Here is a 12,665-nt window from a genome sequence, read left to right as displayed (position 1 = left end):
TAAACATAATAAATATTGGCGAAAGCCGGCTGCGGTCGGACCGATCAACGACACGGCCTGAATGGGAGACAGTTCATGGCATACGCAGAGACCGACGCGATCAAATTCGCCTACTGGGTGCCCAATGTTTCGGGCGGCCTGGTGATCTCCAACATCGAGCAGCGCACCAACCATTCGGCTGAGTACAATCGCAAGCTGGCGCAGATCGCCGAGAAGGCCGGTTTCGACTATGCGCTGAGCCAGATCCGCTTCACCGCCGGCTACGGCGCCGACGAGCAGCATGAATCGGTTGCGTTCAGCCATGATCTGCTGGCCGCGACCACCACGCTCAAGGTCATTGCGGCGATCCTGCCCGGACCGTGGAACCCGGCGCTGGCGGCCAAGCAGATCGCCACCATCAGCTACCTGACCAACGGCCGCGTCGCGATCAACCTCGTTTCCGGCTGGTTCCGTGGCGAGTTCCACGCCATCGGCGAGCATTGGCTCGACCATGATGAGCGCTATCGCCGTTCGGAGGAATTCATCCGTTCGCTGCGCGGAATATGGACGCAGGACAGCTTCACCTTCCGTGGCGATTTTTACCGCTTCAACGAATATTCCCTGAAGCCGAAGCCGCCGCATCCGCTGCCCGAGATCTTCCAGGGCGGGTCGTCGCGCGCCGCGCGCGACATGGCATCGCGCGTCTCGGACTGGTACTTCACCAACGGCAACACGCCGGCCGAGATCGCCAAACAGGTCGACGACATCCAGGCCAAGGCAAAGGCCAACAGCCATTCCGTCAAGGTCGGCGTCAATGCCTTCGCCATCGTCCGCGAGACCGAGGACGAGGCCAAGGCGGTGCTCGCCGAAATCATCGCCAAAGCCAATCCCGAAGCGGTCAATGCCTTTGGCCATGAGGTCAAGAACGCCGGCAAGGCCTCGCCGGAAGGCGAGGGCAATTGGGCGAAATCGTCCTTCGACGATCTGGTCCAGTACAATGACGGCTTCCGCTCGAACCTGATCGGCACGCCGAGGCAGGTCGCCGAGCGCATCGTCGGCCTGAAGCGTGCCGGCGCCGATCTCATCCTGCTCGGCTTCCTGCACTTCCAGGAAGAGGTCGAGTATTTCGGCAAGCATGTCATTCCGCTCGTTCGCGAACTGGAAGGCGCCGAGGCGGCTGCGTCGCTGGCAGCCGAGTAGTCACCCACTGGCTGGCCGGGCAGGTTTCCGGCCAGCACACGAATGAACGTTCCCCGGCGCGCTCGATCCCTCGAGCAGCAATGCGGATTTGCGCGCCTGCCGATGCAATCGAGGACGATTGGAATGCCGTTGCCCAGTTCTGCCTTAGGAGTGATGGAGGCTTCGGCCTATGCGCCGGAGGTCTTGGCGCGCGGCCTGCCGTCAAGCCTGCGGCCGCAGCAGCAGTCCGAAGCCCGTGGCGAGCCGACGGGATCGGTTGCCGCCGCCGCCTCTCCGCTGCTTTCGCTTCAGGGCATCGGCCTGTCATTTGGCGGCGTCGTCGCACTGGCCGATATCGACCTGTCGGTTCACCCCGGCGAGATCCGCGCGATCATCGGTCCCAACGGTGCCGGCAAGAGCTCGCTGATCAACGTCATCAGCGGCGTCTACCAGCCAGATCGCGGCCATGTCCTGCTCGATGGTGTCGGCTATGCCCAGGTGCCGACGCAGCGGTTGGCGCATCTCGGCGTCGCCAGGACCTTCCAGAACCTTGCTTTGTTCAAGGGCCTCAGCGTCCTCGACAATGTCGCTTCCGGCCTCGCCTACAAGGTCCGCTCCAACTTTGCCGGCCAGGTGCTTGGCATAGGCCGCTCGCGCGGCGAGCAGCGTGACACTCTGAGCCGCGCCGGCCAGATCCTCGAATTCCTCGACCTCAGCGCCGTTCGCGATCGCCTTGTCGGCACCTTGCCTTACGGACTGCAGAAGCGGGTCGAACTGGCCCGTGCACTGGTCGCCGAACCGCGCCTGCTTTTGCTCGACGAACCGATGGCCGGAATGACCGCAAGCGAAAAGAACGAGATGGCGGGCTTCGTCCGTGCCGCGCGCGACCGCTTCGCCACCACCGTCGTGCTGATCGAGCATGACGTCGGCGTCGTCATGGGCCTGTCCGACCGCATCGCCGTTCTCGACTACGGCCGCAAGGTCGCCGACGCCACACCCGACGAAGTCAGGAACGATCAGCGCGTCATCGATGCCTATCTCGGCGTCGCCTCGGACAATGAGGACGGGGCGGGCATATGATCGCCGACTTCGACTACCAATTCTTCATCGAGGTGCTCGTCGGCGGCCTGCTCTCCGGCGTCATGTACTCGCTGGTCGCGATCGGCTTCGTGCTGATTTACAAGACATCAGGCGTGCTCAACTTCGCACAAGGCGCGATGCTGCTGTTCGCCGCGCTTACCTTCGTCAGCCTTGTCGAACGCGGCGTTCCGTTCGCGCTGGCATTGGTGGTCACCTTCGCCATCATGGTGGCGATCGGCATCGCCATCGAGCGCACCGTGCTGCGGCCTCTCACCAACAAGCCGCCGATCACGCTGTTCATGGCGACGCTCGGCCTCTCCTACATTATCGAGGGCGCTGCCCAGCTGATCTGGGGCACGCAGGTCCACGGCCTCGATCTCGGCATTGAGGACGTGCCGCTGGAAATCGGCGGCGTGCTGATCAGCCAGTTCGACATCTTCGCGGCGGTGGTTGCCGCCGGCATGGTTCTAATTTTGTCGCTGTTCTTCCGCTACACGCGCATCGGCCTCAGCTTCCGCGCCGTCGCCGACGACCAGTTCGCAGCGCTTGCGGTTGGCCTGCGCCTGCCCTTGATCTGGGCCACCGTCTGGGCGGCGGCCGGCCTCGTCGCACTGGTGGCGGGCCTACTCTGGGGTGCGCGTCTCGGCGTACAGTTCTCGCTGTCCCTGGTGGTGCTCAAAGCACTGCCGGTGCTGGTGCTCGGCGGCTTCGATTCCATCCTCGGCGCCATCGTCGGCGGACTGCTGATCGGCGCCAGCGAGAAGCTCGCCGAGGTCTATATCGGCGACTATTTCGGTGGCGGCATCGAGAGCTGGTTCGCCTATGTCGTCGCGCTCGTCTTCCTGTTGATCCGTCCTTCCGGCCTGTTCGGCCAGAAGCTGGTCGAGAGGATCTGAGCCATGGCTGCAATCACCAGCGATTTCTCCTTCATGCCAGTGCTGCCGAAATGGGTCGTGCCTGTGCTGCTGCTCGCTTTCGCCTATGGCGTCGTGCCGCTGATCGGCTCGAGCTATCTGTTCGAGGCCATCCTGCTGCCGTTCCTGGCGCTCAGCCTCGCCGGCGTGGGCTTGAACATCCTGACCGGCTATGCCGGCCAGGTTTCGCTGGGCAGTGCCGCCTTCATGGCGGCAGGCGCCTTCGCTGCGTATAATTTCAACCTGCGTGTCGAGGGCCTGCCGCTGATCGGCAGCATCTTTCTGGCCGGCATCGTCGCCGCCGCGATCGGCATCGTCTTCGGCCTGCCGAGCCTGCGGCTGAAGGGGTTCTACCTTGCGGTCTCGACGCTTGCGGCGCAATTCTTCGTCCAATGGGCGCTGACCAAATTCAGCTGGTTCTCCAATGACTCGGCTTCCGGCGTCATCGATGCGCCGAGGCTGTCGATAGCCGGCGTTGCTCTCGACAGCGCCATCGGCCGTTATCTCTTTGCGCTGACCATCGTCGCCATCCTCACCTTCCTTGCCTATCGGCTGGTGTCATCGCAGACCGGGCGCAACTTCATCGCCATCCGCGACAATGAAACCGCCGCCCGCATCATTGGCATCCCGGTCCTCAAGACCAAGCTTTTGGCCTTCGCCATCTCGTCCTTCATCATCGGCGTTGCCGGCGTCATCTGGGCCTTCGCGTATCTGCGGACCGTCGAGCCGGACGGCTTCGATCTCGATCGGTCGTTCCAGATCCTGTTCATCATCATCATCGGCGGTCTGGCCTCGATCCGCGGCGCCTTTTTCGGCGCCGCCCTCATCGTGGTCTTTCCGCTCGCTTTGTCTCGCCTCGGCGGCTTTCTGCTTGGCGATCTCTTCGACTCGGGCGTGCTCGACATGAGCCAGCGCATTGTGCTCGGCGCGCTCATCATCCTGTTTCTGATCCTCGAACCCGACGGGCTGGTGGCGCTGTGGGACAGGATCCGAAGACGGCTCCTGTTCGCCTGGCAGTCGACTTGAGCCAATGCATCCGAAAATGAACCAGAGGCCGAACCCAAGACGGCCCATACCGGGAGTACCCTAACCATGACCTTCCTGAGCACCATCAAGGCGGCGGCGCTGTCCGCGGCGATGATCGTGTCGGTGGCCTTGCCCGCCGCCCACGCCGACGAACAATATTTCCCGCTGCAAAGCTATCGCGTCGGGCCTTATGCGGCCGGCGGCACCGGCTTCTTCGGCGGCTTCATCGACTATCTCAACCTCATCAATATCCGCGACGGCGGCGTCAACGGCGTCAAGCTGACCTGGGACGAATGCGAGACCCAGTATGAGGTCGAGCGCGGTGTCGAATGCTACGAGCGGCAGAAGAGCCATGCTGGTGCCGCCGCCTGGAACCCGCTCTCGGTCGGCATCGCCTATGCCATGATCGACCGCATCACCGCCGACAAGGTGCCGCTGATCACCGTCAACCATGGCCGCACCGATTCCACCGACGGACGCGTCTTCCCTTACGTCTTCCCGCTGCTGCTCAATCCCTACAGCGAGACGTCCGGCATCGTGAACTACATCGCTTCCAAGGAAGGGGGCATCGACAAGCTCAAGGGCAAGAAGATCGTCGTGCTCTATCACGGCTCGCCCTACGGCAAGGAGACCATCCCGATCTATGAGCTGCTGGCGCAAAAATACGGCTTCACCGTGCAGCAGATCGAGGTGCCGCATCCCGGCAACGAGCAGCAGTCGCAGTGGCTGACGATCCGCCGCGCCAAGCCGGACTTCGTCGTCCTGCGTGGCTGGGGCGTGATGAACCCGGTGGCACTGAAGACGGCCGTCAAGGTCGGCTTTCCCGTCGACCACATCGTCGGCAATGTTTGGTCGAATTCCGAAGAGGACGTGATCCCGGCCGGCGATGCCGCCAAGGGCTACACCGCCATCACCACCCAGGCCTCCGGCAATAGCTACCCGGTGGTGCAGGAGATCGTGAAGACGGTCTACGGCGCCGGCAAGGGCAATCTGGAAGACAAGTCGCGCATCGGCTCGGTCTACCATAACCTCGGCATCGTCAACGGCATCCTCAATGTCGAGGCTATCCGCGTCGCGCAGGAAAAGTTCGGCCATCGCACGCTGACCGGCGACGAGGTCCGCTGGGGCTTCGAACACCTCAAGCTCGATCCGGCCAAGGTCGAGGCGCTCGGCGCCAAGGACCTGTTCCACTCGATCAACGTCAGCTGGGACAATCACGAGGGCGAAGGCTACGTGACCTTCCAGCAGTGGGACGGCAAGAAGTGGAACGTGGTCTCCGACTGGATCGCGCCGGACTGGGCGCTGCTGCGGCCGATCATCGAGAAGTCGGCCGAGGCCTATGCCGCCGAGAAGGGCATCAAGCTGCGCACCGCCGACGATGCCGATGCCGTGACCACCAACTGATCAATCAACGCCGGGCGCTACGGACCAGTTTCCGCGGCGCCCGGCCTTTTTCGGTTCATCGAACCACAGAAGAAGAGCCCATGCCGAACGATGACGTTATTCTTGCCGTGGACGCCGTCCATGCCACCTACAATCACGCCATCACCGCACTTCACGGCGTCAGCTTCGAGATCAGGCGCGGCGCGATCCTGGCGCTGCTCGGTGCCAATGGCGCCGGCAAGACCACCACGCTGAAGGCCGTCTCCAACCTGCTGCCGGCCGAGCGCGGCCAGGTCAACGCCGGCACCATCCGCTACGAAGGCAGCGATGTGTCACGCCGCCAGCCGGGCGATCTGGTGCGCGCCGGGCTGGTGCAGGTGCTGGAAGGCCGGCACTGCTTCAAGAGCCTGAGCGTCGAGGAAAATCTGGTCGCCGGCGGCATCGGCCGCAGCGGCCGCCGCGCCGAGATCAACGGGGATCTCGAGCGGATCTACGGTTATTTTCCCCGTCTCAAGGAGAAGCGCCGAACCTTGTCCGGTCTCACCTCCGGCGGCGAGCAGCAGATGACCGCCATCGGCCGGGCGCTGATGTCGCGTCCGCGTCTGCTGGTTCTCGACGAACCGTCGATGGGGCTCGCGCCGCTCATCGTCCAGGACATTTTCCAGACGCTCAGAAAGCTGAACCGCGAGACCGGCCTGTCGATCCTGGTCGCCGAGCAGAACTCGGCGGTCGCCCTTGGCTATGCCGACCACGCCACGGTGCTCGAAAACGGCGTCTCCGTTCTCTCTGGCGCGGCTTCCGATCTTCGCCGGCGCGAGGATGTGCGGGCCTTCTATCTCGGGCAACAGGCATCGCCGACTGCCAAATCAGCTCATCTCCATGCCGTTGCATGAAACGAAAATCCGAAGGAGCAGTGAAATGACCGTCTCTACCGTCAAGACCGACCACGCCTCCGCTGCCGTGCCGCCAGTCGCAAGGCCAACCGCACCAGCGCACATCATCAGGGACGACGCCGAGGCGATTGCCATCGCCCACGCGCTCGCCGTCGAATTCGTCAAGGGTTCCTCCCGGCGCGACCGCGAGCGGATCTGGCCGGTTGCCGAACTCGATGCGTTTTCGCAAAGCGGCCTGTGGTCGATCAACGTGCCGAAGGCATTTGGTGGTCCCGAACTGTCCTACGCCACGCTCGCCAGGGTGATCGAGATCATTTCGGCGGCGGATTCCTCGATCGGCCAGATTGCGCAGAACCATCTTGGCGTCGTCGCCGCCATCCGCACCGTGTCGGATGCGGATCAGCAGAAGCTGCTGTTCGCCGAAGTGTTGAAAGGCACGCGGTTCGGCAATGCCTTTTCCGAGTTCGGCTCCAAGCGTGCCGCCGATTTCGAGACCCGCTTCACCGATGCCGGCGATCATGTGGTCGTCAACGGCCGGAAATTCTATTCGTCCGGCGCGCTGCTCGCTCATCTGGTGCCGATCGTGGCGCTCGATGACGAGGGTCGCGCCTGGTATGCCATCGCCGACCGTGGCACGCCTGGCCTGACCGTCATCGACGACTGGTCAAGCTTCGGCCAGCGCACGACACTGTCCGGCACCGTCATCATCGACAACGTCAAGGTGCCGAAGACGCATCTGGTGCCCGGCTACAAGGGCTATGACAGGCCGACCGCCGACGGCGCCATCTTCCAGATCATCCAGGTGGCGGTGGACACCGGCATCGCCCAGGCGGCGATCGACGAGACACTCAGTTTCGTCAGGACCAAGAGCCGCGCCTGGATCGACAGCGGCGTCGACAATGCCTGGGACGATCCCTACACAATCCAGGCCGTCGGCGACCTGACGCTGCGCCTGCATGCGGCGCAGGCGCTGCTGGAAAAGGCCGGCCTGGCAATAGACCGGGCGGTGGTCGGGCCGACCGCGGAGACGGTGGCGCATGCGCAGATCGTTACCGCCGAGGCGAAGATCCTGTCGACCGAGATCGCCATCGCCGCCACCAACAAGCTGTTCGAACTGGCGGGAACCCGCTCGACGCTGGCAGAGCACAATCTCGACCGACACTGGCGCAATGCCCGCACGCACACGCTGCACGATCCGGTGCGCTGGAAATATTCCATCCTGGGCAAGTATTTCCTCAACGGCGAAAACCCGCCGCTGCACGCCTGGAGCTGATTTCCCACCGGCGGGCGGGCGGCTCGCCACATCAAACTTCGACCATCCAAGAGGCCCACTGCCATGTCAAACCCAACAGTCGTCGGCTTTTCCGGCAACATCACCCGGCCGTCAAAGACGCGCGCCTTCGTCGATCTGGTCACCAGGGATATCGCCGCCCGCCACGGACTGTCGGCGAGCACCTATGACGTAGAGGATCTCGGTCCGTCGCTCGGCACGACAAGATGGGCCCGCGATCTCGACGGCCAGGGGCGCGCAATCCTGGAGGAAGTCCTCGCCGCCGACGTGCTCGTCGTCGGGTCGCCGACCTACAAGGGCAGCTACACCGGCCTGTTCAAGCACTTCTTCGACCTGATCGATCCGGCCGCCTTGCGGGGAAAGCCCATCCTGTTGACCGCGACCGGTGGCGGCGAGCGCCACGCCTTGGTCGTCGAGCATCAGCTGCGGCCGCTGTTCGGCTTCTTCGAGGCCTTCACGCTGCCCACCGCTGTCTACGCCACCGACAAGGATTTTATTGATGGCGTGCTCCGCTCCGATGCGATCCTGAAGCGCGCGGCTCAGGCGGTGGACGAGGTCGGCTTCGTGCTGGCCAACCGCTCGGCAGGCAGGATCGCCGCCGAGTAGCCTGCTTCAGCGGATTGCGCCGCGATCGAAATCCGCGTGGCGAGTAATCTCGCTTACGCGCAATTTACGACCGCCCGCTACATCTGTTCCTGTCTGATTCGTCTGGGACGGGAACATCATGAGCAAAGCCCTCACATCCTTCGCACTGGTCGCCGTGCTGACCGCCTTGCTCATGGCGTTGAGCCTGGCCGTGGCCAGGCACGGCTATCCCTACGGCGCGATTGGTGTCAGACGCCTTGACGGCATTGCCGATGCCGGAACGTTCATTCCGCTTGCCGCAGTCTATTTCTTCAGCGCGTTGTTGATGATGATCTTGCCGATCAGGGCGGCCAGCATTGTCCTGACCAATGCCGCCGATGCGATCTTCTGGACGGTGATCGCGCTGTTTGCCGCCATCGTCGGCTGTCTCGCCGCCAGATGGGCCTTCGGTCAGGGTAGCGCTGTGTGGGCGCTGCTGAACTGGCGGTTCCTGTTTGCCGCGGCGATCGTCGGTTGCCACTTCGTCATGAACGAGCTGCGCCGCAATGTGCTGCTGCGCAGCCTGTTCTTCGTGGTTTTCGCCGCCGCGACGCTGGCCTGCCTGTTCTGGTCGTTCACTCTCTGACCAGATCATATCCGGCTAATTATATGATGTTGCTGGCTGCCGTTTCCATCCATGTCCAGAGATAGGCGGCAAGACCGCGATCGACATGAATGCGCAGCCTGCCCTGATGGCGATAGACGACGGCGCTGATGCCGGCGAAGGAAAGTGCTGCGCTGGCACTCGCTTGCCTGGGATCGAGTGTCGTCCCGCGCGCGATGAAAGCGTCGAGCGCCGAGCCTTCGACCTCGAACACCTGCAACCCGGCACTGATCGCTGTCACCGCGAAGCCTTCTGTGTGCCAGCCCGTGGCGATGGCGAGAGGGGCATCCGACACGACGAGCAGCCGGTCGCGCGCCAGCCGCGCCGCATAGCGGTCACCCTGCGCGGTGCCAAAGGCACCCACACCATTCCCGTCGACACCGGAAGCACGCGCCCACGCATCGAGGTCGCCGCTGACCATCAATTGGTTGAGATCGAGGACTATTCGTAGCGCAAGGCCCGGCGTCGTGATGACCGCCGACTGCCAATCCGGCGCGACGGACCATTTTTCCGCGAGATCACGCATGCAGCCGGTCTCCTGCCGGGTCGAAGGCGCAAGGGGCGGCAATCGTCGCCGTCCTGACCTTGCCGAGATGCTGGATTTCGATCGTCTCGCCGTGGCGCGCCGCGCCGCGTTCGATCAGGCCAAGCGCGACCGGACGACCGAGTGCTGGGCTCTGGTAGCTCGAGGTGACAAAGCCCTGGCTGCGCAATCTGCCCCCGCTCCGTCTGATGCCATGCGCGCCGGTTGGCAGCGGCGCCTCGCCAAACGGCACGATCAGTCCGACAAGCTGTATGCGGTCGCCGCGCGAAGCCTCTTCCGTAAATAGCGAGCGGCGGCCGACAAATTCGCTCTGGCGTTTGGCGCGCGGACCCTCGACACCGAGATCATGCGGCAGCGTGGTGCCGTCAGTGTCCTTGCCGATGACGATAAAACCCTTCTCGGCCCGCAGGATCATCAGCGCCTCGAGGCCAATGACAACGGTGTCGAACGCCTGGCCGGCCTGGCGCAGATGCGCCCATAGCGGCTCGGCGCGATCAGCCCGGATCGAGATCTCGTAGCTCCTGTCGCCAGTGAAGCTGACGCGGGCGATGCGGACCTCGTCGCCGGCATAGGTGCCATGGCCGACCGCCATATGCGGCAAGTCGGCATCGGCCAGCGAGAGGCCGAGATCCAGCGTTTCGAGCAGTTTCCGGGCGTTCGGCCCCGAAACGGTCAGCGTCGCCATTTCGGCGGTGGCGTTGTGGATGTAGACGGCGCCACGCCCGAAGCGGTCCTGGCGCCATTCCTCCAGCCGCGCATGCACGGCAGTGACATGCGAGGACGAGCACGACACGACGAAGCGATGCTCGTCCAGGCGCACCAGCACGCCGTCGTCGAAGACCACGCCATTTTCCGACAGCATGAAACCATAGCGGCAGCGGCCGGGCTTCAGCGTCGACATGGTGTTGTAGTAGATGAAATCGACGAATTCGGCCGCCTTTGGTCCGATCACCTCGATCTTGCCGAGAGTCGAACCGTCGAACAGCGCGACCGACTGGCGCGCGCGCCGCGCCTCGTCCTCGATCGAACGCTCAGCGTCGCCGCCGCCGCCGCCGCCATAATGGGCCGGGCGCAGCCAGCCGCCATATTCCTGGAAGACGGCGCCGCTGGCACGATGCACACTTTCGAGCGGAAGCCGGCGCACCGGCGCCATCAGTTCGCCGACGCGCGCGCCGGCAAAGCTCGCCAGCGGCACCGGCGTGAACGGCGGGCGATAGGTGGTGGTGCCGACCTCCGGCACCGTGCGGCCGGTGATCCCGGCCATCAGCGCGAGACCCGGCAGGTTGGAGGTCTTGCCCTGGTCGGTCGCCATGCCGAGCGTGGTGTAACGCTTCAAATGTTCGACCGAGACGAAGTTCTCGCGTGCCGCCAGTTCGACATCCTTCACCGTCACGTCGTTCTGGTAGTCGATCCAGATGCGCCCCTTCGAGCCGGGCATCGGCCATGCCGCGAGAATGCCGCCCGTCGCCTCCGCTCCGGTGCTGCGCGGCACTGCTGTTGTCGTTTGGCCAAGCGATGCAATCGCCTTGCCGGCGCCTGCAAACACCTCCGACAAGGAAACCGCACCGGCTGCGGCGCCTGCCACGGCGATACCATCGACCGGATCGCCCGGCAGAAAGGCGGCGCGCGCGTCGCTCCAGGCAAGCTTGCCCTTGGCTTGGCCGAAGAGATGGATGGTCGGCGTCCAGCCACCCGAAACCAGCACGCAATCGGCATCGACCCTTGTGCCGTCATCGAGCGTCACGCCCTCGACGCGCAGCTTGCCGTTGGCGGAAGCCAGGGCGCGCCCTTTGACCAGCCGGACAATGGCCGGCGTGGCGGGCGTGCCGTCCCGCCGCAGGTCGACAAGCGTGACTTCGGCACCGGCCTCGGCGAGCGCCTCCGCCACTTCATAGGCGCTGTCATTGTTCGTGGCGACGACGATGCGGCGGCCAACCAGCACCGCATGCCGCCTGAGATAGGCGAGCGCCGCATCCGCCGACATGATGCCCGGCAGGTCATTGTTGGCGAAAGGCAGCGGCCGTTCGATGGCGCCGGTCGCCAGCACGATCTGGCGTGGCCTGACCCGCCACAGCGTGTCCGGCCGGCCGTCGCGATGGCGCTGGTTCAGCCCGACCAGATTGTGGTCGTAAATGCCGAAGGCGGTGGTCGAAGGCAGGATCAGGTGACTGGCCGCGGCAAGCTCCGCAACGGTCTCCTCGCTCCAGACGGCTGCCGGCCTGCCGTCGATCTCACTAGTCCGGTGGCCGAGCGATCCGCCTGGCCTTAGTTGGTCGTCGACCAGCGTGACGGACAGACCGGCACCAGACGCCAGCTTTGCGGCGGCCAGCCCAGCCGGTCCCGCACCCACCACCAGCAAGTCGCAATGATGGTTGATCTGGTCCGCTGTACCGGGCGATGTCCAGTCCGTATCGACCTTGCCCAGTCCCGCCATGGCGCGGATGCGTGGCTCGAACATGTGCCAGTCCGGCCACATGAAGGTCTTGTAGTAGAACGCCGCTGGAATGAAGCGCGAGAAGCGATCGAGGAAGGCGTTGCGATCGGCCAGCGCACTGGGCGTGGCGTTGACGCTTTTCGCCACCAGCCCGTCGCGCGCCGGCTCGGTCGTGGCCCGCGTGTTCGGCGTCGCCGGCACGTTGCCGCCGATATCGACCAGCGCGTTAGGCTCCTCGACGCCGGCGCCCCAGATGCCGCGCGGCCGGTGATATTTGAAGCTGCGGCCGACCACCGCGACATCGCCGGCCAGCAGCGCCGAGGCGATGGTGTCGCCGGCAAAGCCGTGCACGGTGGCGCCGTCGAAGCTGAAGCGGATCGGCCGCGACCGGTCGATGGCACTGCCGCCGGTGGCAAGACGCGAGGCGGTCACGCCGCGTGCTCCCCACCGAGAGCGGTTGAGGACAGCACTGTGTGGGTGACGGTGTCACGTTCCATGACGAAGAACTCGCCGCAGTTCATGTGCACCCAGATTTCGCGCGCCGTGCCCTTCGGATTGCCACGCAGATAGAGGTAATCAGCCCAGCGATCGAGCGGTACGTCGCCGCCATCCGGCCTGAAATTGCCGGCATCGCCGCCATAGTGGAATTCGGTCTCGTCGCGCGGGCCGCAGAACGGGCAAGGGAAAAGCTGCATCAGAACCTCGACTCTTTGT

General features: G+C 64.5%; 12 protein-coding genes. 9 read left to right on the top strand and 3 right to left on the bottom strand.

Annotation, left to right across the window (positions count from 1 at the left end):
* The first annotated feature begins 75 nt into the window (after positions 1–75).
* The 9 genes from sfnG to ACFFNA_RS05490 all read left to right on the top strand — a co-directional run bounded on the left by sfnG (position 76) and on the right by ACFFNA_RS05490 (position 8,955).
* A complete protein-coding gene (sfnG, locus tag ACFFNA_RS05530) occupies positions 76–1,179 on the top strand; it encodes a dimethylsulfone monooxygenase SfnG (protein ID WP_378916315.1) in 1,104 nt (367 codons plus the stop codon).
* Between the two features lie 123 nt (positions 1,180–1,302).
* Positions 1,303–2,238: an ABC transporter ATP-binding protein gene (locus ACFFNA_RS05525; protein ID WP_378916312.1), complete on the top strand. Its 936-nt coding sequence runs from the start codon at positions 1,303–1,305 to the stop codon at positions 2,236–2,238.
* The gene (locus tag ACFFNA_RS05520) at positions 2,235–3,134 is read left to right on the top strand and encodes a branched-chain amino acid ABC transporter permease (protein WP_378916309.1); all 900 of its coding nucleotides are present in this window, start codon (positions 2,235–2,237) and stop codon (positions 3,132–3,134) included. Before ACFFNA_RS05525 ends, ACFFNA_RS05520 begins: the two co-directional genes overlap by 4 nt.
* A gap of 3 nt (positions 3,135–3,137) precedes the next feature.
* Complete coding sequence (locus tag ACFFNA_RS05515; RefSeq protein WP_111544901.1) at positions 3,138–4,178, top strand: branched-chain amino acid ABC transporter permease; 1,041 nt, start codon at positions 3,138–3,140, stop codon at positions 4,176–4,178.
* Between the two features lie 66 nt (positions 4,179–4,244).
* Complete coding sequence (locus ACFFNA_RS05510) at positions 4,245–5,582, top strand: ABC transporter substrate-binding protein (RefSeq protein ID WP_111544900.1); 1,338 nt, start codon at positions 4,245–4,247, stop codon at positions 5,580–5,582.
* Positions 5,583–5,662: 80 nt separating this feature from the next.
* Entirely contained in the window at positions 5,663–6,454 is a 792-nt protein-coding gene (locus ACFFNA_RS05505) for an ABC transporter ATP-binding protein (protein ID WP_378916306.1), read from the top strand.
* A gap of 25 nt (positions 6,455–6,479) precedes the next feature.
* Positions 6,480–7,727, top strand: coding sequence for an SfnB family sulfur acquisition oxidoreductase (locus tag ACFFNA_RS05500; RefSeq protein ID WP_378916303.1), 1,248 nt, complete (start codon positions 6,480–6,482; stop codon positions 7,725–7,727).
* A gap of 63 nt (positions 7,728–7,790) precedes the next feature.
* Entirely contained in the window at positions 7,791–8,351 is a 561-nt protein-coding gene (gene msuE, locus ACFFNA_RS05495; RefSeq protein ID WP_378916301.1) for an FMN reductase, read from the top strand.
* Positions 8,352–8,469: 118 nt separating this feature from the next.
* Positions 8,470–8,955, top strand: a complete 486-nt coding sequence (locus ACFFNA_RS05490) for a hypothetical protein (protein WP_378916298.1) — start codon at positions 8,470–8,472, stop codon at positions 8,953–8,955.
* Between the two features lie 19 nt (positions 8,956–8,974).
* On the opposite strand, the gene ACFFNA_RS05485 is transcribed toward ACFFNA_RS05490, so the two are convergent.
* The 3 genes from ACFFNA_RS05485 to ACFFNA_RS05475 are packed head-to-tail and all read right to left on the bottom strand — an operon-like array spanning position 8,975 to position 12,646.
* Entirely contained in the window at positions 8,975–9,499 is a 525-nt protein-coding gene (locus ACFFNA_RS05485) for a hypothetical protein (RefSeq protein ID WP_378916296.1), read from the bottom strand.
* Entirely contained in the window at positions 9,492–12,383 is a 2,892-nt protein-coding gene (locus ACFFNA_RS05480) for a sarcosine oxidase subunit alpha family protein (RefSeq protein ID WP_378916294.1), read from the bottom strand. Before ACFFNA_RS05480 ends, ACFFNA_RS05485 begins: the two co-directional genes overlap by 8 nt.
* Positions 12,380–12,646, bottom strand: a complete 267-nt coding sequence (locus ACFFNA_RS05475; RefSeq protein WP_378916291.1) for a sarcosine oxidase subunit delta — start codon at positions 12,644–12,646, stop codon at positions 12,380–12,382. Before ACFFNA_RS05475 ends, ACFFNA_RS05480 begins: the two co-directional genes overlap by 4 nt.
* Positions 12,647–12,665 lie beyond the last annotated feature (19 nt).

It is taken from the genome of Mesorhizobium kowhaii (assembly GCF_042431665.1).
GTDB classification, from domain to species: Bacteria; Pseudomonadota; Alphaproteobacteria; order Rhizobiales; family Rhizobiaceae; genus Mesorhizobium; species Mesorhizobium kowhaii.
This window is presented reverse-complemented; position numbering and strand designations above follow the sequence as displayed.